This is a genomic window from Nocardiopsis nanhaiensis (assembly GCF_054778635.1).
Window position 1 is genome coordinate 30879 of the sequence record NZ_BAAGZJ010000001.1, and the last position, 21849, is coordinate 52727.

The following is a 21849-nucleotide window of genomic DNA, read 5'->3' on the forward strand; positions in this document are numbered from 1 at the left end:
CTGGCCCCCGGCTGCGTTCTTACCGCGACTGGGGGGCGAACTGGGTCCGGTACAGCGCCGTGTACAGGCCCCCCGTCTCCAACAGCTGGTCGTGTGTGCCGCGCTCCAGGATCCGGCCGTCCTCCAGAACCAGGATCTGGTCGGCCTCCCTGACGGTGGCCAGCCGGTGCGCGATCACCAGCGAGGTGCGGCCCTCCAAAGCGATGGCCAGGGCCTCCTGCACCGCCGCCTCCGACTCGGAGTCCAGGTGGGCGGTGGCCTCGTCCAGGATCACGACGGACGGGGCCTTCAGCAGTAGTCGGGCGATGGCCAGCCGCTGCTTCTCCCCGCCCGAGAGCCGGTAGCCCCGGTCACCGACCATCGTGTCGAGGCCGTCGGGTAGCTGCTCCAAGAGCGGACCCAGCCGTGCCATCCGCAGCACCTCCGCCAGTTCCGCTTCGGTCGCCTCCGGCCTGGCATAGCGCAGGTTGGCACCCACTGTGTCGTGGAATAGCTGTGCGTCCTGGGTGACCACGCCCACGCTGTCGCGCAGGGAGCGGCCCGTGGCGTCGCGCAGATCCAGCCCGCCGATCCGCACGGAACCCTCGGTCGGGTCGTAGAGCCGCGACACCAGGTGGGTGAGCGTGGTCTTGCCCGCACCCGACGGGCCCACCAGCGCCACCATCTGCCCGGGCTCCGCGGTGAAGAAGACCCCGCTGAGCACCTGCGTGTCGTCGACCGCCTCCGACTGCGGTGTCAGTTCCAAGGACGCAACCGACATCTCCGAAGCGGCCGGGTAGCGGAAGGACACGTCGTCGAACCGTACGCTCAGCGGCCCCTCCGGCAGGGGCCGTGCCTCCGGGCTCTCCTTGATCTGCGGCTCCAGGTCCAGCACCTCGAAGACCCGGTCGAAGGACACCAGCGCGGTCATGATCTCGACGTGCACGTTGGACAGCGTGGTGACCGGCCCGTACAGCCTGGCGAGCAGGGTGGTCAGGGCGACCAGTGTGCCCACCTCGAAGGCGCCGCCCACGGCCAGCACACCGCCCACGCCGTAGACCATCGCCATGGCGAGCGCGGTGATCGTGGCCAGCATCGTGAACAGCAGACCGCCGTACACCGCCTGGCGGACCCCCAGGTCACGGACTCGAGCGGCCCGGCGGGCGAAGCCCTCGGACTCCTCGTCCGGCCGCCCGTAGAGCTTGACCAGCATGGCCCCGCCCACGTTGAACCGCTCGGTCATGAGCGAGCTCATTCCGGCGTTGGTGTCCATGGCCTCCCGCGAGATGTTCGCGAGTTTCCGGCCGAGCAGCTTGGCCGGGACGATGAACAGCGGCAGCAGCGCCAGCGCCAGCAGGGTCACCTGCCAGGACAGGGCCAGCATCGTGATGAGCACCGCCACCACGCTGATGAGGTTGGACACCACCGACTGCAGAACCGAGGTGATGGCGCGCTGGGCACCGACCACGTCGGTGTTCAGCCGACTGATCAGCGAACCCGTCTGCGTGCGGGTGAAGAAGGAGATCGGCATCCGCTGCACGTGCGTGAACACCTGGGTGCGCAGCAGGTAGATGACGCCCTCACCGATCCGGGAGGACAGCCACCTGCCGGTCAGGGTGATGACGCCTTCGAGGAGTGCCAGCCCCGCTGCGGCGATCGCCAACCAGATCACGATGGACGTGTCCCCGGGGATGATGCCCTGATCGATGATGGCCCGGAGCAACAGGGGGTTGGCCACGACGATGGCCGCGCCCACGGAGGTCACCGCCAGGAAGAGGAGGATCGCCCGCCAGTGCGGCCTCGCGTACGACAGGATGCGTTTGGTGATCCCAGGGGGGAGCTGTTGTCCCCGCGCGCTTCCGTCGTTGACCAGGGCCCTGTAGGAGGGCCTACCTGACATCATCCGCAGCCTCGTTCTCTACACAGGTTCGCCACGCATGCGTCAACACCGGTCTGCTCCCGCCGCTTCCCGAAGCGGGCCCAGCACTCCTGCGTAAGCCGTAGAGGCCCGCGCAGCCCTGTCGGGGCCCCGCACACCAGCCCGTCTAAAGGGAGTGCGCGAGACGGCCGAGCGCGGCGGTCGTGGAGCGGCCGGCGGTGAAGGGCAGTTCCCAGGCTTGGGCGTCGAGGGCGTCCGCGCCTCGGATCTTGGCCTGGGTGTAGCGGTCCCCGGCGGTGAAGGCCAGGGCCGCCGGCGCGAGTGGCCTGAGGAGTTCCGCGTAGGCTGCCCAGTCGGCGACCGACGGCGGGCCGTCGATGATGAAGGAGCCGGTCACGCAGGCCAGGGCGGCGATGGTCTCGGCCCTCTCCTCGGCGGGGTTGACCGGTCGTCCGGGGCCCTTCCAGGAGCGGACGCGCTCGTCGGACTCGATACCCACGACCAAGGGGAGTCCGCGTTCTGCGATGGAACGCAGAAAGCGGACGTGACCGACGTGGAGAACGTCGAAGACACCCGTCACCACGACCGGCCGCTCCAGAGCCTCCGGTCGCTGGAACCAGAGCGCGCTGAGCGGTCTGGTCATCTCGTGTGTCTCGCCTGAGTCCGTCATCTGGCCCCCGTTTCGCCGAACCCGAGGGGCACCCGCACTCGATCGCGCCGACGGGTCCGCCCGAAGGGTCAACGTACCCGCTTGGGATGGGTATTCCGTCTCTCGGGCCCGTGGAACCGAATGTTGTTCGCCGGGGCGTGATCCCTTTCACTGAACCGGCGTCCCGTCGCGGCCGTGGCCGGACGAAGCTGCACGAACCGACCTGGAACCACCGCCGTCTGAGGTGAATCACATCACCTGGAAGTCCGTAGGCGCAGTCCGTGTTCGGGAGAGATGCCAGAGATGTCATGCGTGGTCATCGTCGAGGAGATCCGCGGTGGAGGCATGGTGCGAACCTACCGGGCAGAGGGCCGCCAGGGGGTTTCCGGACCGGGAGAGCGCTCGTGAGGAGGCTCTGCGACTGGCGAGGGACCACACTCCGGGCGACTTCTGGCATGAGCGCAGCCGCGAGGTCCACAGGGTGTCCGAGAACCACTTCGAGGTTCGCGCCCACGGGATGATGAGCCAGTTCCATTTCAGGACTCTGGTCGCCGAGCGGATCTAGCCTCGGCCAGCGCTGAACCGGGAACCGTGGAACGAGCGGTTCAGGGGTTTCGGGGGTGGTCCCCCGGGTGTGGTGGCGGAGCGAGGTGGTGCCGTCAGGCACACAGCTCGCCCGGAGTGGTTCGGGGGTTTCGGGGGTGGTCCCCCGGGTGTGGTGGCGGAGCGAGGTGGTGCCGTCAGGCACACAGCTCGCCCCGAGCAGAGCGGGCGACGAGAATCGAACTCGCATAACCAGCTTGGAAGGCTGGGGTTCTACCATTGAACTACGCCCGCGTGGCGCCGGAGACTTCGAGTTTCCTCTAGACTCGTGGAGCCGACGGAGACAAGAGTACAGTCTCTGGGGCGTTGGTCGCACACCCGATTTCGGGAACGTGTGTCCGCGCCGGGTCACGGGGTGTAGCGCAGCTTGGTTAGCGCGCATGCTTTGGGAGCATGAGGCCGCGGGTTCGAATCCCGCCACCCCGACGAAAGGTTCCGTGGTTGTACGGCTGAGCGCCGTGCGCCATGGCCCCCTGCGTATCTGCCCTAGACTTGGTGCGATCAGCAGGAAACTGTAAGTCCCAGCCCGTCGCAGGGCACCCCATGGAACATGGTCATCACTGGCCGGGGTGCGCGCGTGCATTCGCCGATTGTGTGGTGCGCCTGCGGGCCGACGCGGACACCAGCCGGCAAACCTAGGAGTACCGCCCCGTGAAGACCGATGTCGAGGAGCTCAGCCCGACCCGGGTCAAGCTGACCATCGAGGTGCCCTTCGAGGAGCTCGAGCACGCTTTCGACGTGACCTACAAGTCGCTCGCGAAGCAGGTTCGGATCAAGGGCTTCCGCCCGGGCAAGGCGCCGGCGCGGTTGATCGACCGCTACGTCGGTCGCGGCGCGGTGATCAGCGAAGCTGTCAACCACGCCGTCCCTGAGCTCTACAACGAAGCGATCCAGAAGGAGGAGATCTTCGCGCTCGGCCAGCCCGATGTCGAGGTCTCCAAGCTGGAGGACAACGACGAGCTCGTTTTCACCGCCGAGGTCGACATTCGACCGAAGTTCGAGGTGAAGGACTACAAGGGCATCGAGGTGACCGTCGACAACGCGGCCGTCACCGACGAGCAGGTCGACGAGCAGATCGGCACCCTGCGCGAGCGCTTTTCCACCCTTGTTGGCGCAGACCGCCCCGTGGAGGACGGTGACCACCTGTCCATCGACCTCTCCGCCGCGATCGACGGCGAGAAGCTCGAGGACGTCGCGGTCAGCGGCTACTCCTACGAGGTGGGCACCAACGGCATGCTGGAGGGTCTCGACGAGACCCTGCGCGGCATGGAGTCGGGTGGCGAGGCCACCTTCAAGACCACCCTCGTCGGCGGCGACCACGAGGGCAAGGAAGCCGACGTCACGGTCAACGTGCACTCGGTGAAGGCCAAGGAGCTGCCCGAGCTGGACGACGAGTTCGCCCAGCTCGCCTCGGAGTTCGACACCATCGACGAGCTGCGTGACGACGTGCGCAAGCGCATGGCCGACGTCCGTCGCATGCAGCAGCTCTCCTCTGCTCGTGACAAGGCTCTGGAGAGCCTGATCGAGTCCGTCGACATCCCGCTGCCCGACGCGGTCGTCGACGAGGAGATCACCCGTCGTCGCCAGAGCCTCGAGCAGCAGCTCGGCCAGAGCGGCCTCACCAAGGAGGCCTACCTCGAGTCGCAGGAGAAGACCGAGGAGGAGTTCGAGGAGGAGCTGAAGACCGGCGCCAACTCCGCCGTGAAGGCCGGGTTCATCCTCGACCAGCTGGCCCTCCAGGAGGACCTGAGCGCCGACCAGGGCGAGCTCAGCCAGTACGTGTTCGAGCAGGCCCAGCGCATGGGTGTGAGCCCGGACCAGCTGGCCCAGCACCTGGTCGAGTCGAACCAGATCCGTGTCGCCTTCACCGAGGTCGTCCGCGGCAAGGCTATGGACCTGGTCCTGGCCGGTGCCAAGGTGACCGATGAGGACGGCAACGTCGTCGAGCAGGAGATCGTCGAGGACTCGGACGAGAACGCCGTGGAGGACGCCGCCAAGGCCGCCGCCGCCGCGGTTGAGTCCACCGACGTCGAGTCCGCCGAGAGCGACGGTGCCGACGAGGCGAAGAAGGATGACGAGGACGCCGACAAGGCCGACTCCAAGTAACTCTTCGAGAGCGTTCGAACGGGCCCCGACCGTCCCGCCCAGGGACGGTCGGGGCCCGTTGTGTGTTCGCTGGTGGGAGAAACGGGGGTCCGGGCTTGCCGTACCCTGCGCTCAAAGCGAACAGGGACGGGATCCGGACGAGCCCGTCGCCTGTCGGCGTTAGTGTCGCTGTAGTCGCAACCGTTTCGATTCCGGAGCAGGTGACGAGAGTGCCGCCGACCTTTGATGAGTCCCCGCGTTCCGACGCATACGCGTCCGAGCCGCAGATTTCCCCTTTTATTGAGCAGACGCCTCAGCGCCTGTTGCGCCAGCGAATCGTTTTCCTCGGCCAGCAGGTCGACGATGACATCGCCAACCGACTGGTTGGAGAACTCCTGCTTCTGTCCGCTGAGGACCGCCAGCGAGACATCACCATGTACATCAACTCGCCCGGTGGTTCCGTGACGGCGGGTATGGCGATCTACGACGTCATGCAGTACATCCCCAACGACGTGCGCACCGTGGGTATCGGTATGGCCGCGTCCATGGGCCAGATGCTCCTGTGCGCCGGTGCGCCCGGTAAGCGTTACGCGCTGCCGCACACCCGCGTCATGATGCACCAGCCCTCCGGTGGCATCGGGGGTACCGCCTCCGACATCCGGATCCTGGCCGACCAACTGCTCTACGTGAAGAAGATGTTCATCGAGAAGATCTCCGAGCACACCGGGCAGGCGGTCGAGCAGATCGAGAAGGACGCCGACCGGGACCGCTGGTTCACGGCTCAGGAGTCGCTGGAGTACGGCTTCATCGACGAGGTGCTCGAGGGCACCCTCGACGTCACCAGTAGCTGAACATAGCTCCAGAGCTTGCCTGGCCCAGTCCATGAATCGGCGCAGTGCGTGGAAGGCGTGAAATGACCGAGTTCAACCCCAGTCCTATCGGCGGCGCGGCCTCGATGGCTCCTCAGAGCCGCTACGTCCTGCCGTCCTACGTGGAGCGTACGTCGTACGGCGTCAAGGAGATGAATCCGTACAACAAGCTCTTCGAGGAGCGGATCATCTTCGTCGGCGTCCAGATCGACGACGTTTCGGCCAATGACCTGATGGCCCAGCTCATCACGCTTGAGCAGCTCGACTCCGAGCGGGACATCCAGATGTACATCAACTCGCCGGGCGGGTCCTTCACCTCGCTCATGGCGATCTACGACACCATGCAGTTCGTGCGCCCCGACATCCAGACGGTGTGCATCGGACAGGCCGCCTCGGCCGCCGCGATCCTGTTGGCGGGCGGCACCACGGGCAAGCGTGGTGCCCTGCCCAACGCCCGGATGATGATCCACCAGCCCGCGACCGAGGGAATGCACGGTCAGGCCAGTGACATCGAGATCCAGGCCAACGAGATCACCCGGATCCGTCAGCAGCTGGAGAGCACTCTGGCCAAGCACACGGGCCGCTCGGCCGAGCAGGTGTCGCGGGACATCGAGCGGGACAAGATCCTCACGGCGGAGGAGGCCGTCGAATACGGCCTCATCGACTTCGTGCTTCCCTACCGCAAGGCTTCCCTGAAGTAGGGTTCCCATAGGCCGACCACCTCTGGCCGGGCGTTTTCGCGGACGCGAAGGCGTTTCCGGGCAGGGGGATTCGGCCGCCAGAAGTACCTACCGGACCGGTTTCTGACCCGCCTGGGACAGCCCGGTGGTGAAGCCGGTCCGGTTTTTCGCTTAGTCTGGCGGAGAGCGACACACAGATCGCCCCGTTCGTGGCTGGCCGGTCGTGGACGGGAAGCGGGAGAAACCTCCCGCTCCGTCCGGTGCCGAGCACGCCGGGAGCGGGGCGGCCTTAGTTTTGAGGAGTGGCTGGGTGGCACGCATCGGCGACGGCGGGGACCTGCTGAAGTGCTCATTCTGCGGTAAGAGCCAAAAGCAGGTGAAGAAGCTCATCGCGGGCCCCGGCGTGTATATCTGCGATGAGTGCATCGATCTGTGCAACGAGATCATCGAAGAGGAACTCGCTGACGCCACCGAGCTCACGTGGGACTCCCTCCCCAAGCCCCGGGAGATCTACGAGTTCCTCGACTCCTACGTGATCGGCCAGGAACAGGCCAAGAAGTCCCTCTCCGTGGCCGTGTACAACCACTACAAGCGGGTCCGTTCGGAAGGCGACCGTCCCAGTGACGAGGACGTGGAGATCGCCAAGTCGAACATTCTGCTGCTGGGCCCGACCGGGTCGGGTAAGACCCTGCTGGCGCAGACGCTCGCCAAGATCCTGAACGTCCCGTTCGCCATCGCGGACGCCACGGCGCTCACCGAGGCGGGTTACGTGGGCGAGGACGTCGAGAACATCCTCCTGAAGCTGATCCAGGCCGCTGACTACGACGTCAAGAAGGCCGAGACCGGCATCATCTACATCGACGAGGTCGACAAGGTCGCGCGCAAGAGCGAGAACCCGTCGATCACGCGGGACGTGTCCGGTGAAGGTGTCCAGCAGGCGCTGCTGAAGATACTGGAGGGCACCACGGCGAGCGTTCCCCCGCAGGGCGGCCGCAAGCACCCGCACCAGGAGTTCATCCAGATCGACACCACGAACGTGCTGTTCATCTGCGGTGGCGCCTTCGCCGGGCTGGAGCAGATCATCGAGTCCCGGGCCGGGCAGCAGGGCATGGGATTCAACGCCGTGCTGCGGCCCAAGAGCGAAGAGGGCGAGACCGCGCTGTTCGGCGAGGTCATGCCGGAGGACCTGCTCAAGTTCGGGATGATCCCGGAGTTCATCGGCCGTCTGCCGGTGATCACCAGCGTGCACAACCTCGACAAGGCCGCGCTGATCCAGATCCTCACCGAACCGCGCAACGCCCTGGTCAAGCAGTACCAGCGGCTGTTCGAACTGGACCACGTGGACCTGGAGTTCAGCCAGGACGCGCTGGAGGCCATCGCTGAGCAGGGCATCATCCGCGGGACCGGCGCCCGCGGTCTGCGGGCCATCATCGAGGAGGTCCTGCTCTCGGTGATGTACGAGGTTCCCAGCCGCGAGGACGTGGCCCAGGTGATCATTACCCGGGAGTCGGTCGAGGAGCACGTGAACCCGACCATCGTGCCGCGTGCCCAGTTGGAGGCGGACGACCGCCAGGAGAAGTCGGCCTGACCCCGCGGCCCGCTCAGCGGGCGCAGGAAGCGACGACGCAGTTCGGGGCGCCCCCTTTCACGGGTGGCGCCCCGACGTGCGTGTAGCGGGCCCCTGGGCGCTGCTCCAGCGGCCCTGGGCCAAGGGCCGCTGGAGCCTGAGGGGTCCTAGTCGCCCTCGAGGACGTTCGCCATGCGGGTGATCTCGGTGTTCTGCTCGGCGATGAGGTCGTTGGCCATGCGCAGGACCTCTTGGTCCTTGGCCTCGGCCATGGCCTCCTCCGCCATGGTGACCGCGCCCTCGTGGTGCTCGGTCATCAGTTCCACGAAGAGCTGGTCGAAGTCGTCGCCTTCGGCGTCGGTCAGGCGCTCCAGGTCCTCTTCGGCGACCATGCCCTCCATATCGTCGTGGTCGACTTCGAGGAGGCACTCGGGGATGTCCTCGTCCTCGGCGTGATGGCTGCCGTCGCCTTCGAGGCCGCAGAAGTTCTGGTGGGCGGGGTTCTCCCTGGCCGGGGCGAAGATGTTCACCTCCAGCCAGCTCTCCATCGCGGAGATCTCGGGATCCTGCGCGGCGGCGATCCGGTCGGCGATGCGCTCGATCCCGTCTCGCTCGAAGCGGTCCTCGACGAGATCGGTCATCTCCAGGGCCTGGGTGTGGTGTTCGATCATCTTCACGAGGTAGGTGACGTCGGCCTCGTTGTGTCCCTGCTCGTCGGCGAGGGCGGCGATCTGCTCGGAGGTAGCGGGGGAGGCGGACTCTCCGGGGGCCCCGGGGGCGATGACGTTGGCCGATTCCTGCCCGTCCTCATCGCCGCTGCAGGCCGAGGCTGCGAACAACACGAGGGCGGTTCCGGCTGCGAGTGCCAGGCGACGCACGAGGACTCCTCCAAAGGTGGGGGACAGCGGGCCGGATGCCCGCCGGCTGCCGCTTGGAACACGACATCCTGCCGGTTTTCTACTCACTGCACGGGTGTTTTGTCCAGTGCTGGGTGCGTGTCGGGCCCGCTCTGTCTGGTCCGCGCCCCTGAGCATGCCCTATGGGCGAGCACGGCGTTTCGTCTGGTCTGCGGCGTGTTCAGCCGATAGAACCCAAAGTAGTCAACTGGTTCCTTTATGTGGTTTTCGGGGGTGGGGCATGGTTTCGGGAACGGGACGAAGACACGGCTGCCGAGGGGCTCTGGCGGTCGCCTCGCTGGTCGTGGGACTCCTTGGGGCTCCGGGGGCCGCGGCCGACGACGGGGTGAGTACGGGCGGGGGAGTGGAGCACCTGGCCAACGTCCCCAAGCCCAGTGCGCTGTCCTCGTCGTTCAACTCGGACCTGGCCTTCACCGGTGACTACGCCATCGGCGGCAACTACGACGGCTTCGTGGTCCACGACATCTCCGACCCGGCCGCCCCCGTCGTGGTGGCCACAGTTCTGTGTCCCGGCGGCCAGGGCGATGTGTCGGTCAGCGGGGACCTGCTGTACTTCTCCGTGGACTACCCGCGCGCCGGTGAGGAGTGCGGTGCGCCGAGCGTGCCCACCACCGATCCGGACGGGTTCGAGGGCATCCGGATCTTCGACATCTCCGACAAGTCCGATCCCGAGTACGTCGCCGCGGTGGACACCGACTGCGGTTCGCACACCAACACCCTCGTGCCGGGGGCGGACGGGGAGAGCGACGTGGTGTACGTGTCCTCGTACTCGCCCGCGGAGAACTTCCCGAACTGCCAGCCGCCGCACGACAAGATCTCGATCATCGAGGTACCGCACGACGACCCCGAGGCGGCCGCGGTCGTCAACGAGCCGGTGCTTTTCCCGGACGACGGTCACAGCACCACCACGGGCTGCCACGACATCACCGCCTACCCGGAGCAGGGCATCGCCGCCGGCGCCTGCCTGGGTGACGGGATCCTGATGGACATCTCTGACCCGCTCGCCCCCGAGGTGGAGGAACGCGTCCAAGACCCCAACTTCGCGTTCTGGCACTCGGCCACGTTCACCAACGACGCGGCCAACGTGGTCTTCACCGACGAACTCGGCGGCGGAAGCGCGCCCACCTGTAACGAGGAAGTCGGTCCCGAACGGGGGGCCAATGCCGTGTACTCGCTGGACCGCTCCGGGGGCGATTCTGAACTCGAGTTCCGGAGCTACTATAAATTGCCACGTCACCAGTCCGAAACTGAGAACTGTGTGGCGCACAATGGTTCGCTGATTCCGGTACCGGGTGCCGACTTCTTTGTGCAGGCCTGGTACCAGGGCGGTGTCTCGGTCATCGACCTCACCGACCCGGACGAGCCCGTCGAGGTGGGCTACTTCGACCGCGGTCCCGTCGATCCCGACGAACTGCGCACGGCCGGTTCGTGGTCGGCGTACTACTACAACGGGCACGTCTACTCGTCGGACATCGAGCAGGGCCTGGACGTCCTCGAGCTCACCGACACCCGGTTCGACGGGGCGGACGAACTGGTCATGGACGAGTTCAACCCGCAGTCACAACCGGCGCTCCCGAGCGGTTAAACCTCGGTTGGTGCGGCGGCGCTCCGTCGCCGCACCGGGTCACCCCGGGCTGAGTCTAGGCACCGTGCGTAGCGGGATCGGGTCAACTGGACACCGTGTGAACAACCATGTTTCTTTTGTTCCCCTCTATACATATTGATGTTGAACTGTGTACGTTCTTTCTGGTTCGCTCCAATAGGAATCAGGAGTACACATGGCGTCATCCCCCGTCCCTCCTAGCTCCCGACGCCCCATGTACCGTCGCGGAATCGTCGGCCTCGCTCTCACCGGCGTCACCGCCTTGACCATGAGCCTTCTCGGCCCCGCCACCGCATCGGCGGACGGGCCCCAGTTCGAGAGCGATGCGGAGACCAGCGACAACGTCACGCATGTGGCCAACGTCCCGAAGACCGAGGCCATGGACGACTTCAACTCGGACCTGGCCTTCATCGGTGACTACGCCATCGGCGGCAACTACAACGGCTTCGTCATCTACGACATCTCCGAGCCGGAATCCCCCGAAATCGTCTCCGAGGTCCTGTGTCCCGGCGGCCAGGGCGATGTGTCGGTCAGCGGGGACCTGCTGTACTTCTCCGTGGACTACCCGCGCGCCGGTGAGGAGTGCGGCGCCCCGGAGACGCCCACCACCGACCCTGACGGGTTCGAGGGCATCCGCGTCTTCGACATCTCGGACATGTCCAAGCCCGAGTACGTCGCCGCGGTGGACACCGACTGCGGTTCGCACACCAACACCCTCGTGCCGGGCAAGGACGGCAAGCACGACTACGTGTACGTGTCCTCGTACTCGCCCTCGGAGGACTTCCCGAACTGCCAGCCGCCGCACGACAAGATCTCCATCGTCGAGATCCCCCTTGACAACCCCTCAGAGGCGGCACTGGTCAGTGAACCTGTCCTCTTCCCCGACGGCGGGAACGACAACACCAGCGGCTGTCACGACATCACCGCCTACCCGGAGATCGACGTCGCCGCGGGCGCCTGCATGGGTGACGGGATCCTGATGGACATCTCCGACCCCGCGGAACCGGTCGTCACCGACGTGGTCCAGGACGAGAACTTCGCCTTCTGGCACTCGGCGACCTTCACCAACAACGCCGACACGGTGATCTTCACCGACGAACTCGGCGGCGGTGGCGGCGCCATCTGCACCGAAGAGTACGAGTACGAGCAGGGCGCCAACGCGATCTACACCATCGGCGGCACGGACGAGGACCCCGAGCTCGACTTCGAGAGCTACTACAAGATCCCGCGCGACCAGGCCGAAACCGAGAACTGCGTCGCGCACAACGGGTCCCTGATCCCCGTCCCCGGCCAGGACTTCTTCGTGCAGGCCTGGTACCAGGGCGGTGTCTCGGTGATCGACTTCAACGACCCGCAGGACCCGCACGAGATCGGCTACTTCGACCGCGGACCGATCGACGAGGACGAGCTGGTCCTCGGCGGATCCTGGTCGGCGTACTACTACAACGGCTACGTCTACTCGTCCGACATCACCCGCGGCCTGGACGTGATCCGGCTCGACGACCCGCGTCTGCGGTCGGCGGAGCACGTGACCTACGACGAGTTCAACCCGCAATCCCAGCCGAGTTACCGGCCGGGACGCTGACGCGCGCCACGTATCCCTCCCGGTGGCTCCTCCTGGGGAGTCAGGGCAAACGGGAGTGACAGGGGCCGCGGTCCTCCGGCCGCGGCCCCGACGCGTTCCACGCCCCGCCCCGATCCCTCGACCCGGGCCCTCCGGCCCAGCCCCGATCGTCCGACCTCCAGACCTCCCATCCCTGTCCTGACCCCCAACCCCCGCCCCCACCGTGTGAACCATTCAGGAGAAACCATGCCCGCAGCTCCCCCGGAACGGGCCAGTGGCGGCCTGCGCGGCGCGACCACCATCGCGCTGACCGCGGCCGCCACACTGTTCGCCGGGCTCCTTGGCCCGGCCACGGCACACGCCGACACGCCACCCTCCGACAGCATCACCAGCGACAACGTCGAGCACATCGCCAACGTCCCCAAACCGGACGCGGTGAGCGGGACCAACTCGGACCTGGCGTTCAGCGGCGACTACGTCATCGGCGGCAACTACGACGGGTTCGTCATCTACGACGCCTCGGACCCGGCCGACCCGCAGATCGTCTCCGAGGTGCTGTGCCCGGGCGCCCAGGGTGACGTCTCGGTCAGCGGTGACCTGCTGTACGTCGCGGTGGACTCCCCGCGCGCCACCGACGAGTGCGGTGCCCCCGAGGTGCCGGTGACGGACCCGGACGGCTTCGAGGGCGTCCGCGTCTTCGATATCTCGGACAAGGCCAACCCCGAGTACGTCTCGGCGGTGCGCACCGACTGCGGTTCGCACACCCTCACCCTCGTGCCCAGCAAGGACGGCGAGAGTGAGCTGATCTACGTCTCGTCCTACGCGCCCTCCGAAGACTTCCCGAACTGCCAGCCGCCGCACGACAAGATCTCGATCATCGACGTGCCGCTGGACGATCCCGCCGAGGCGAAGGTCGTCAACGAACCGGTGCTCTTCCCGGACGGCGGCAACCACGACCAGGACAACCTGCTGCGTCCCACTGAGGGCTGCCACGACATCACCGCCTACCCGGAGAAGGACCTCGCCGCGGGCGCCTGCATGGGTGACGGCATCATCATGGACATCTCGGACCCGGTCGAGCCGGTCGTCACGGAGGTCATCCAGGACGAGAACTTCGCGTTCTGGCACTCGGCGACCTTCACCAACGACGCCGAGACGGTGCTGTTCACCGACGAGCTCGGCGGCGGCGGTGCCGCCACGTGCACCGAGGAGATCGGGCCCAAGCACGGCGCCAACGCGATCTACACCCTGGGCGAGACCGACGACGGGCACAGCCTGGAGTTCGCGAGCTACTACAAGCTCGAGCGGCACCAGGGAGACGAGCAGGTCTGCGTCGCGCACAACGGGTCCCTGATCCCCGTTCCCGGCAAGAACTACTTCGTGCAGGCCTGGTACCAGGGCGGCGTGTCGATCCTCGACTTCAACGACCCGACCAACCCGCACGAGATCGGCTACTTCGACCCCGACGACCGGATCGACCCGGACATCGAGAACGGTAGCTCCTGGTCGGCCTACTACTACAACGGCCACGTCTACTCCTCGGACATGGTCCGCGGCCTGGACGTCCTGGAGCTCACCGATCCCCGTCTGCGCCCCGCTGAGCGTGTCGACTTCGACGAGTTCAACCCGCAGACCCAACCCAGTTACCGCCCCGACAGGTAGGCGCGGCGCCTAGACACGGCCGAACCTGAGGGGTCGGCGGACACGGTCCGCCGACCCCTCCCGCCTGGCGGGTCTCCTCCTCCCGCCCGGCCGGGCCCATGATGAATGTCATGGGCCGCCCCCTGCGGAACACAGGCCGAAGCGGTGACTCGTGCGCATGTACCCGGCGGCGCCGTTCCCCGAAGCTGGAAGCATGTTCACGACGACAGGTCAACGCCCGACCGGCGACACCGAAGACGCCGGGACCCCGCGCGACGGCTCCGTGGTCCGGGTCCGCGACCTGGAGTGCGCCTACGGCGACTTCCGAGCGGTACGGGGGGTCTCCCTCGACATCGCACCCGGCGAGCTCTGCGCGCTCCTGGGCACCAACGGTGCCGGGAAGACCACCACGATCGAAGCGCTCGAGGGCTTCCAGCGCCCCTCCGGCGGATCGGTCCGGGTCTTCGGCCTGGACCCGAGGAAGGGCCGGAAAGCCCTGCGCGGCCGGGTCAACGCGGTCCTCCAGGAGAGCGGGACGTTCAGCGACCTCACCGTCGCCGAGACCGTCGAACTCACCCGCCGCACCCACGCGGGGCCGCGCGGCCTGGAGGAGGTGCTGGGCCGGGTCGACCTCGAGGATCGGGCGGAGCTGCGGGTCCGCCAGCTCTCCGGCGGTCAGAAACGCCGCCTGGACCTGGCCCTGGCCATCGTTACCCGGCCCGAGGTCCTGCTGTTGGACGAGCCCACGACCGGCATGGACCCCGAGGCCCGACGCTCCACCTGGAACCTCATCACCGACCTGGTCGCGGAGGGTACCGCGGTCCTGCTCACCACCCACTACCTCGAAGAGGCCGAGCGCCTCGCGGACCGGTTGGCCCTGATGCACCGGGGCCGGATCGAGGTGGAGGGCCGCCTGGGCGAGGTGCTGTCGGGCTGGGGCGACCGCATCACCTTCCGAATCCCCTCCGACACCGCAGCCGACACCCTGCCCGCGCTGCCGGGTAGCGAACTCGGCGTGGTCGACACCGGCGGACGCTGTTCCGTCACCTACACGGTTACTGAAGGGGACCCGGCCCACCGCGCCCACGCGGCGATGGCCGCCCTGACGGAGTGGGCCGGCCGGGAACGAGTCGGCCTGGAGGAACTGGCCCTGCACCGGGCCTCGCTGGAGGACGTGTTCCTCAGCGTCGCCGACGGACACGAGATCCCCACCACCGGAGGCGTCACCCGATGAGTACCGACACCGCCACCACCCGGGTCCCCGACGTCCGCGACCACCGGCCGGTGGGGCTGATCCGCCAGACCTACGAGTACTCCCGCGCCGAGATGACCCTGTTCTGGCGATACCGCACGGCGCTCTACTTCGCCCTGTTCCCGCTGGGCCTGGCCCTGCTCGGACTCGTCCAGGAGGGCACGGACATCGTGCCGGGAGTGGACATGGGCGCCCACTACACCGCGGGCGCCCTCATGATGACCCCGCTGTTCCTGTCGATCATGCACGTGAGCAACCTCGTCACGGCCCGCCGTGAACAACTGGTGCTCAAGCGCCTGCTGGTCTCGGGCACACCTCCGGCAGTGATGTTCGGCGCGATCATCGTCTCCGTGCTCGTGGTGACACTGGTGATCTCCGTGGCCGTCGGCGCGGTCCTGTTCCACCACTTCGACGTCACACCCGCCGACCCAGTGCTGATCTTCCTGTCGATCCTGCTGGTGACCGTTTCCGTCTCCCTGTTCGCGATCGCCTTCACCAGGTTGTGCCGCAACGCGGAGAGCGCACAGATGCTCTGCGTCGTGCCCCTCATGCTGTTCTACGGACTGAGCGGCCTCATGCTGCCGTTGGCCGCCATGCCCGACCGGGTCGCGGAGATCTCCCGTCTCCTGCCGGCAGCCCCGGGGGTCGAGATCGTCACCAGCGCCTACTTCGGCCGCGACTTCCTCGGCGGTGCCGACGGGACCCAAGCCCTCACCGGAACGGACCTGTGGGTCGCCGCCCTCCCCGGATTCGCGGTCATCGTGGTCTGGATCGTTCTGTCCGCCTACCTGACCCGCTTCCTCCGCTGGGATCCGAGGGAGGGCAAGTGACCGAGGGGTGGCACATCGCGGACCAGCGCCTGCGCCGAGAGCGCTGGGTGGTCGTGTGCATCCTGCTCGGGATGGCCCTGCCGGTCCCCGGCCTCGTGGCGCTCCAGTGGTACTTGGGCGATCACTCCGGGCCGGTCGAACTGATCCTCGCGGGCGTGTTGGCCACGGTGGCCGCGGCGCTCGCCCTGTGGATGGTGCTGCGCCGCGTCCTGGCCCCGAACGACCACGCCATCCCACCGGGCCAGAGCGCTTCGGGACAGGGCTCCGAACGGGGCCCGGGACCGGGTGCACCGGCCCGGAGGGAACGCTCTCCGGCCCTGTTCCTGCCCTCGTTCGCGGTCCTGGTCACCGCGGTCTGGATTCTGCTGCCCGAGGGGGCGGCGGTCGTCGTGCCCGCCATGTGGTGGGGGATGGTGGCGCTGGTCGTCCCGCGCTGGTGGAGCGCCCTCTCAGGGGTGGTACTGCTGGCCCTGCCCTGGGTGTACGACCTGCTGACCGTCGGGGCCTCCCATTCCCCGCTGTGGACACTCCTGCTCCTGGCCCTGGGCTGGGCGCTCCTGGTCGGCAACTGGATGACTCTGCGGTTGTGGGACCTGAGCCGCGAGGTCGTCTCCGGGCAGCAGGCCCGTTCCCGGCTGACGGCCAGTGAGGAACGGGTGCGCATCGCCCGGGACATCCACGACCTGCTCGGCCACAGCCTCTCCGGTATCGCCGTGCGCAGCGAGCTGGCCGCCCGCCTCACAGAGGTGGACACTGCCCGCGCCGCAGCGGAGATGCGCGCCGTCCAGGATGAGGCACGCAGTGCCCTGCGCGAGGTGCGTTCGACGGTCAGCGGCTACCGCGACGCCGACCTCACCGACGAGCTGGAAGGGGCCCGCGAGGTCCTGGCCGCCACGGGTGTGCGCCTCACCGTCACCGGTCGGGTGGAGGAAGTACCCGACCACCTGCGGAGCGCCGCTGCCTGGGTGGTCCGCGAAGGGGCGACCAACATCGTCCGGCACAGTGCCGCCCGCCGCTGCGAGATTCTTCTCGAACAGGACGGAGCCGCGTTGACCCTCCGGATCCGCAACGACGGGGTGGGCTCGGATCCGGGGCAAACGAACGGGGGCAGCGGGATCCTCGGTCTGACCCAGCGTGTGACCGCTACCGGGGGGACCCTGGTCGCGGGACACGCGGGGGAGGGCCGCTTCGAGCTGCGTGCCGTGCTGCCGACGCGCGTCGCAACGCTCCAGGACGGCCACGGGAGCGACGAGGAGGGGCCGTGATCCGCATCGTGCTGGCCGACGACGCGCACCTGGTGCGCGGGGCGATCGCCGCGCTCCTGAACCTCGAACCGGACCTGGAGGTTGTGGGGGAGACGGGCCGCGGCAACGAGGTCGCCGGGCTCGTCGCCGAGCTGCGGCCCGACGTCGCCGTGCTGGACATCGACATGCCCGGCGCCACCGGTCTGGACGCCGCCGACCTGCTCGCGGGGTCCGCACCCGAGTGCGCCCTGGTAGTGCTGACCAGCTTCGGGCGACCCGGTTACCTGCGCCGCGCCGTGGCCGCCGGGGTCCGCGGCTTCCTGCACAAGGACGCCCCGGTGGGCGAACTGGCCGAGGCGGTCCGCGCCGTACACGCCGGGGAGCGGAGGATCGACCCCGAACTGGCCACCGCCGCGATGACCGCCGGGGTCAGTCCCCTGACCGCTCGTGAGGCCGAGATCCTCCGCGCCCTGGCCTCGGCCGACAGCGTGACCGAGGTGGCAGGGAAGCTGGGCATCGCCGAGGGCACCGTCCGCAACCACGTGTCTGCGGCCATGGGGAAGACGGGCACGGAGAACCGCATCGGCGCCGTGCGAACCGCCCAGGAGATGGGCTGGCTCTGAGCCCTCCAGGCCGACCGAAGTCGCCCGAACGCAGCAGAGACTGCCCGCGCGGAATACTGGTGACGCGGGGTGGGGCGGCACCCCGCCCCGTCCCCGGACGGTGTCCGGTCCTCAGTCGAAGAGCTCTTCGGGCCGTTCGACCTTCGCCGCTGCGGGGACCCACTGCTCAAGGATCTCCAGGTCGGTGCAGGACTCGATCCGTTCACGGACCACTGGGGTGACGGTCAGGCCGCGTGCCTCCAGGAACGAGATGACGTTCTTGGCGGCCTCAAGTGCCCGGCCCTCCTCGCGGCCCTCCTCACGGCCTTCCTCGCGGCCGATACCGACATACTTTCGGGCGAAGTCGCTCTGCCACTCGTAGGTTGCCAAGCTCATCAAGCCCTCCAACTCCTTTCGGGCGGCCTCGTTCAGGCCAGCGAGCACGTAGTCATAATAGAACGTGCGGTTCTCCGCCTCTGTGGAATTCAGTGCCTCCACGACCACTTTCAGCGCTTCGGGGTCGCGGTCGCCGTGTGCCCGGGCGGACAGCAGGGCCAGTTCCGGGAGATCCTGAGCCTTTTGCTCGTCAGCGATCTTCGGTACCTTGCTCGGCCCGATTGCCAGCGGCACCAAGTCGAACCCCGGGTGTCCGGTCCGGAGCGGCTCGGCGCACCAGCGCGCCATGGCATCGGTCGGGCACAGGACCAGCAGCATCGCCGGACACTTCAGGCGGACATGGAGGGTGACGAGGTAGGCTGGCCAGCTACGCCGTTTGTCGTAATCGCGACCGTTCTGCCGCTCGACCACCACCGCCATGACGTTGTCGGAGCCGTTGCGCAAGAGCACGGCACCGTCGCTGTTGAACTCCTTCGGATCGCAGTTGGTCAGTACCGAACTGGTGTTGAGCGCCTCCGTGTGGTGGGGGACCTTGAAACCGAGGGTTTCCAGCAGAGCCGGGGCCAAGGCGGGCTGGTTCTGCACCAGCCGCAGAGGGATCTCGTGTTCTCGTGTGGGCATGACGGCTTCCTGGAATCCGGGCATGGTCGAATGCGCGCGCAGTTGTGGTGCGTTTACTGCGAGAAGTAACTCGGAGCCAGCATGCCGCGCTGTGTGTTGGGAAGCCGGGACTTTCCGGAAAAGGACGAGTTCGGGTGGGACCGGAACCGTGGTCAGCTGGCGTCGAAGAGGCGGTCGGTGGGGGCGTCCAGGACCTCGGTCATGCGGCCGGTGAAGTACACGGTCCCGAGTGCCAGCACGCGCTCGCCGAAGGCGGCGACCGTGTCCGGTGTGAGCTTCTCGGCGTCGGCCCGGTTCCAGTGCCCGGGCAGGTCGTGGGCGAAGCGCAGGTGGGCCTCGGGTAGGCGCACAGCGGTGACCGGTGTTTTCCCCAGGGCAGCGACGGCGCCGGAGACGTCCTTGTGGTCGGGCAAGCACAGCAGCACATGATCCACCCCGCCCCAGAGGGTGCGTGCGTGGGCCAGGGCGGCGGCCACGCCCACGCGGTCGATGGCCGAGTCCACGAGTACCCGGGCGGTCGCGCTGCCGGGCACGGGGTGCTCGGACAGCCGGGCGGGCAGGTTCAGGGTCGCGAGGACCCGGTGCAGGCGTTCCGGGGCGGCCGCCGGTCGTTCCAGCACCTCCAGCATCCGGTCCGCGGCCGCTGTTCCCAGGACCCCCGAGGCGGCGGACAGCCCCGCGGGGCGCAGTTCCACCGGTGGTTCCGTTCCCTTGGCGGCCGGGTCCGCGACCTCCGGGGCCACTCGGCTCCCGGTCACCTCGGCCAGGGCCCGCGCCACCTCCGCGGCTACATCGGCGGTCTGGGGCAGGCTCACCAGCGCCCGGGTCCGTTCGCCGGCCACGCGCACCTTCTCGCGCGCGATCTCGGTCACGGTGTCGCCGAGGATCCCGACGTGCTCGGCGAAGACCGAACCGAGGGCCACCACATCGGGGCCGATCAGCCGGAGTTCGTCGCGGTGGCCGCCCATTCCCGCCTCGAGAACGCACACGTCCGCGCCCACGGCACGGGCGTGCAGGAGGCCAGCGACCAGGAAGAGGCCGCTCGGCGCCAGGTACCCCCCGGTTTCCCCGGCGGGCGGCAGCACCAAGCGGGCCCGCTCGATCTCCTCACCTAGGGCGTGGAGTTCCGCGTCGGTCACGGACGTGCCGTCCACCCGCACCCGCTCCCGGTACCCGCGGAAGCTCGGACCCGTCACCAGGACCGTCCTCAGTCCGGCTGCGGAAAGAGCCGCGGCGGCGTAGGTGGCGGTGCTCCCCTTCCCCTTGGAACCCACTACGCCCAGTACCGGGGTGCGGGGGGCGCTCAGGTCCAGGGCCGACAGCAGGGCGGTCGCCCGGCCCAGGCTTCGGGTCTGACCGGGGCGACGGTTCGCCCACTCGGTGAAGTAGGGGTCAATGCTAGGCATGTCCACAGTATGGTCCCGGTGATATCGGGCTCAGCACCCCCGACCCGGAGCCCGCTCCCAGGTGGGGGCGCGTACACTGACGCGGGTGTACACCCCGATCATCGAGACGCCGTGAGTGGCGCGGGCGCCGAAGGGCGCTACGCCGAGGTCACCGCGGAGATCCTCTCCCGCGCACCCGAGTCCGAAATCGACCCTCACCTGGACCGTGTCCGCACCGTCCTGGACCTGCTGGGTGACCCGCAGCGCAACTTCCGGGTCATCCACGTCACCGGGACCAACGGCAAGACGTCCACCGCGCGCATGATCGACGCGCTCATGCGCGCCCGAGGCCTGCGCGTGGGCCGCTACACCAGTCCCCACCTGAGGACGGTGCGCGAGCGTATCGTCGTCGACGGCGAACCGATCTCCCAGCAGGAGTTCGTCGAGGCCTACGACGACATCCGGCCCTTCCTCGAGATGGCCGACGCGATGCACGACGTGCAGCTGTCGTTCTTCGAGATCCTCACCGTCATGGCCTATGCCGCCTTCGCCGACTCCCCCGTGGACGTCGCCGTGGTGGAGGTCGGATTGGGCGGCAGCTGGGACGCGACCAACGTCATCGACGGGGACGTCGCGGTCGTCACACCGATCGGCATCGACCACACCGAGTACCTGCCCGACACCCTCGACGGCATCGCCGAGGAGAAGGCGGGCATCATCAAACCCGACTCCGTCACGGTCATGGCACAGCAGCCGGTGCCCGCCGCGGAGGCGCTGCTCCGGCACGCCGCCGAGGTCGGGTCCACCGTGGCCCGGGAGGGACTGGAGTTCGGGGTGACCTCCCGTGAGGTGGCCGTCGGCGGTCAGCAGATCGCCGTGAAGGGCCTCACCGGGAGCTACGACAACCTCTTCCTGCCCCTGTTCGGCGAACACCAGGCCAGCAACGCCGCTGTCGCGATCGCCGCCGTGGAGGCGTTCTCCGCTGTGGAGGACGCCGTCGGACTCGACCCCGAGATCGTGGGCGAAGCCCTGATGGGGCTGGAGTCACCCGGGCGTATGGAGGTCGTTCGCACCAGCCCGACCGTCATCGCCGACGCCGCACACAACCCGGCCGGGATGATCGCCACCGTCGGCGCCGTGGAGGAGGCCTTCTCCTTCTCGCGGCTGATCGGCGTGGTCGCGGTCATGGCCGAAAAAGACGTTGAGGGGATTCTGGATCCCCTCGAACCACTGCTCGACGAGATCGTCGTCACCCGCAACTCCTCGCCGCGTTCCCTCGACGCGGCGCAGCTCTCCACCGCGGCCCAACAGATCTTCGGTGAGGACCGCGTGCACGTGGCCGCCAGGCTCGACGACGCCATCGACCAGGCCGTGGGCTTGGCCGAGAGCGGCGGCGAGTTCGGCGGTGTCGGTGTGCTGGTCACCGGATCGGTCGTCACCGCGGGTGACGCCGTGCACCTGTTGCGCGGATCCGGCGAGTAGC

17 protein-coding genes and 2 tRNA genes are annotated in these 21849 nt (G+C 68.0%); 13 read left to right on the forward strand and 6 right to left on the reverse strand.

The window, feature by feature from the left end; all coding sequences use genetic code 11:
- Positions 1–19 precede the first annotated feature (19 nt).
- From ACYVD1_RS00130 to ACYVD1_RS00140, 3 genes are all read right to left on the reverse strand, one after another.
- Complete coding sequence (locus ACYVD1_RS00130) at positions 20–1882, reverse strand: ABC transporter ATP-binding protein (protein ID WP_460765652.1); 1863 nt, start codon at positions 1880–1882, stop codon at positions 20–22.
- A gap of 142 nt (positions 1883–2024) precedes the next feature.
- On the reverse strand, positions 2025–2528 hold the full coding sequence (locus tag ACYVD1_RS00135; protein WP_460765655.1) for an adenylyltransferase/cytidyltransferase family protein: 504 nt from the start codon (positions 2526–2528) through the stop codon (positions 2025–2027).
- Between the two features lie 745 nt (positions 2529–3273).
- Positions 3274–3344 (reverse strand) — tRNA-Gly (locus ACYVD1_RS00140).
- A 117-nt stretch (positions 3345–3461) separates the two neighbouring features.
- On the opposite strand from ACYVD1_RS00140, the gene ACYVD1_RS00145 reads away from it, so the two are divergent.
- From ACYVD1_RS00145 to clpX, 5 genes are all read left to right on the forward strand, one after another.
- Positions 3462–3536: transfer RNA gene (locus ACYVD1_RS00145), tRNA-Pro, on the forward strand.
- Positions 3537–3761: 225 nt separating this feature from the next.
- Complete coding sequence (gene tig, locus ACYVD1_RS00150; RefSeq protein WP_460765659.1) at positions 3762–5216, forward strand: trigger factor; 1455 nt, start codon at positions 3762–3764, stop codon at positions 5214–5216.
- 266 nt (positions 5217–5482) lie between these two features.
- Positions 5483–6046, forward strand: a complete 564-nt coding sequence (locus ACYVD1_RS00155) for a ClpP family protease (RefSeq protein ID WP_460766127.1) — start codon at positions 5483–5485, stop codon at positions 6044–6046.
- A 62-nt stretch (positions 6047–6108) separates the two neighbouring features.
- Positions 6109–6765, forward strand: coding sequence for an ATP-dependent Clp protease proteolytic subunit (locus ACYVD1_RS00160; RefSeq protein ID WP_460765662.1), 657 nt, complete (start codon positions 6109–6111; stop codon positions 6763–6765).
- A gap of 289 nt (positions 6766–7054) precedes the next feature.
- Positions 7055–8332 carry an ATP-dependent Clp protease ATP-binding subunit ClpX gene (clpX, locus tag ACYVD1_RS00165; RefSeq protein WP_460747354.1) on the forward strand — a complete coding sequence of 426 codons (1278 nt, stop codon included), beginning with the start codon at positions 7055–7057 and terminating at the stop codon, positions 8330–8332.
- 146 nt (positions 8333–8478) lie between these two features.
- On the opposite strand, the gene ACYVD1_RS00170 is transcribed toward clpX, so the two are convergent.
- A complete protein-coding gene (locus ACYVD1_RS00170; protein WP_460765665.1) occupies positions 8479–9189 on the reverse strand; it encodes a DUF305 domain-containing protein in 711 nt (236 codons plus the stop codon).
- 259 nt (positions 9190–9448) lie between these two features.
- Here ACYVD1_RS00170 and ACYVD1_RS00175 point away from each other — a divergent pair, with 259 nt between their 5' ends.
- The 7 genes from ACYVD1_RS00175 to ACYVD1_RS00205 all read left to right on the forward strand — a co-directional run bounded on the left by ACYVD1_RS00175 (position 9449) and on the right by ACYVD1_RS00205 (position 17985).
- Complete coding sequence (locus ACYVD1_RS00175) at positions 9449–10813, forward strand: LVIVD repeat-containing protein (protein ID WP_460765669.1); 1365 nt, start codon at positions 9449–9451, stop codon at positions 10811–10813.
- A gap of 193 nt (positions 10814–11006) precedes the next feature.
- Positions 11007–12416, forward strand: a complete 1410-nt coding sequence (locus tag ACYVD1_RS00180; RefSeq protein ID WP_460765671.1) for an LVIVD repeat-containing protein — start codon at positions 11007–11009, stop codon at positions 12414–12416.
- A 225-nt stretch (positions 12417–12641) separates the two neighbouring features.
- Entirely contained in the window at positions 12642–14057 is a 1416-nt protein-coding gene (locus ACYVD1_RS00185; RefSeq protein WP_460765673.1) for an LVIVD repeat-containing protein, read from the forward strand.
- A gap of 193 nt (positions 14058–14250) precedes the next feature.
- Positions 14251–15270 (forward strand): ABC transporter ATP-binding protein, encoded by a 1020-nt coding sequence (locus ACYVD1_RS00190; protein WP_460765676.1) that lies wholly within the window; start codon positions 14251–14253, stop codon positions 15268–15270.
- Positions 15267–16118: an ABC transporter permease gene (locus ACYVD1_RS00195; RefSeq protein WP_460765679.1), complete on the forward strand. Its 852-nt coding sequence runs from the start codon at positions 15267–15269 to the stop codon at positions 16116–16118. Before ACYVD1_RS00190 ends, ACYVD1_RS00195 begins: the two co-directional genes overlap by 4 nt.
- Positions 16115–17383 carry a sensor histidine kinase gene (locus tag ACYVD1_RS00200; RefSeq protein ID WP_460765682.1) on the forward strand — a complete coding sequence of 423 codons (1269 nt, stop codon included), beginning with the start codon at positions 16115–16117 and terminating at the stop codon, positions 17381–17383. Before ACYVD1_RS00195 ends, ACYVD1_RS00200 begins: the two co-directional genes overlap by 4 nt.
- Positions 17380–17985 carry a response regulator transcription factor gene (locus ACYVD1_RS00205; protein ID WP_460765685.1) on the forward strand — a complete coding sequence of 202 codons (606 nt, stop codon included), beginning with the start codon at positions 17380–17382 and terminating at the stop codon, positions 17983–17985. Before ACYVD1_RS00200 ends, ACYVD1_RS00205 begins: the two co-directional genes overlap by 4 nt.
- A gap of 111 nt (positions 17986–18096) precedes the next feature.
- Here the strand turns inward: ACYVD1_RS00205 and ACYVD1_RS00210 are convergent, their stop codons facing one another.
- Both ACYVD1_RS00210 and ACYVD1_RS00215 read right to left on the reverse strand, forming a co-directional pair.
- On the reverse strand, positions 18097–18981 hold the full coding sequence (locus tag ACYVD1_RS00210) for a hypothetical protein (RefSeq protein WP_460765688.1): 885 nt from the start codon (positions 18979–18981) through the stop codon (positions 18097–18099).
- 152 nt (positions 18982–19133) lie between these two features.
- Positions 19134–20387 carry a hypothetical protein gene (locus ACYVD1_RS00215; protein ID WP_460765694.1) on the reverse strand — a complete coding sequence of 418 codons (1254 nt, stop codon included), beginning with the start codon at positions 20385–20387 and terminating at the stop codon, positions 19134–19136.
- Positions 20388–20498: 111 nt separating this feature from the next.
- On the opposite strand from ACYVD1_RS00215, the gene ACYVD1_RS00220 reads away from it, so the two are divergent.
- The gene (locus ACYVD1_RS00220; protein WP_460747366.1) at positions 20499–21848 is read left to right on the forward strand and encodes a bifunctional folylpolyglutamate synthase/dihydrofolate synthase; all 1350 of its coding nucleotides are present in this window, start codon (positions 20499–20501) and stop codon (positions 21846–21848) included.
- The last annotated feature ends 1 nt before the right edge of the window (position 21849 follow it).

Bases quoted from the DNA above. Each gene is read 5' to 3' on its own strand.
- ACYVD1_RS00130 (WP_460765652.1), bottom strand. From the start codon at position 1,882: ATGATGTCAGGTAGGCCCTCCTACAGGGCCCTGGTCAACGACGGAAGC.
- ACYVD1_RS00135 (WP_460765655.1), bottom strand. From the start codon at position 2,528: ATGACGGACTCAGGCGAGACACACGAGATGACCAGACCGCTCAGCGCG.
- ACYVD1_RS00160 (WP_460765662.1), top strand. From the start codon at position 6,109: ATGACCGAGTTCAACCCCAGTCCTATCGGCGGCGCGGCCTCGATGGCT.
- ACYVD1_RS00175 (WP_460765669.1), top strand. From the start codon at position 9,449: ATGGTTTCGGGAACGGGACGAAGACACGGCTGCCGAGGGGCTCTGGCG.
- ACYVD1_RS00180 (WP_460765671.1), top strand. From the start codon at position 11,007: ATGGCGTCATCCCCCGTCCCTCCTAGCTCCCGACGCCCCATGTACCGT.
- ACYVD1_RS00185 (WP_460765673.1), top strand. From the start codon at position 12,642: ATGCCCGCAGCTCCCCCGGAACGGGCCAGTGGCGGCCTGCGCGGCGCG.
- ACYVD1_RS00190 (WP_460765676.1), top strand. From the start codon at position 14,251: ATGTTCACGACGACAGGTCAACGCCCGACCGGCGACACCGAAGACGCC.
- ACYVD1_RS00195 (WP_460765679.1), top strand. From the start codon at position 15,267: ATGAGTACCGACACCGCCACCACCCGGGTCCCCGACGTCCGCGACCAC.
- ACYVD1_RS00210 (WP_460765688.1), bottom strand. From the start codon at position 18,981: ATGCCCACACGAGAACACGAGATCCCTCTGCGGCTGGTGCAGAACCAG.
- ACYVD1_RS00215 (WP_460765694.1), bottom strand. From the start codon at position 20,387: ATGCCTAGCATTGACCCCTACTTCACCGAGTGGGCGAACCGTCGCCCC.